Source organism: Gilvimarinus sp. 1_MG-2023, from assembly GCF_030548285.1.
The window spans coordinates 1-253 of record NZ_JAUOSC010001332.1 but is presented as its reverse complement, the minus strand read 5'-3'; the positions used below and the strand labels follow the sequence as shown (position 1 = coordinate 253).

Here is a 253-nt window from a genome sequence, read left to right as displayed (position 1 = left end):
ACCAACAGCGGCCAGAATACGACCCCAGTTGGCATCGGAGGCAAACATCGCTGTCTTGACCAGAGGTGAATGGGCCACGGTATAGGCCACATCCAGCGCTTCTTGCGCGGCTTGTGCCTCGACCACTTCGACGGTGACAAACTTGGTTGCCCCTTCCCCGTCACGCACAATGGCCTGAGCCAACAACTGGAATGCGATTTTCAGTTCGGCAAACAGGGCTTCAGCCACTGGCGAATCGGCATCATCAATGGTC

The 253-nt window shown here is 56.9% G+C and carries 1 protein-coding gene; it reads right to left on the bottom strand.

Annotated elements, in window-relative coordinates; genetic code table 11:
* Window positions 1–253 (bottom strand): bifunctional ornithine acetyltransferase/N-acetylglutamate synthase (locus Q4563_RS21170; protein WP_303605926.1); only part of this gene is annotated, 253 nt, incomplete at both ends.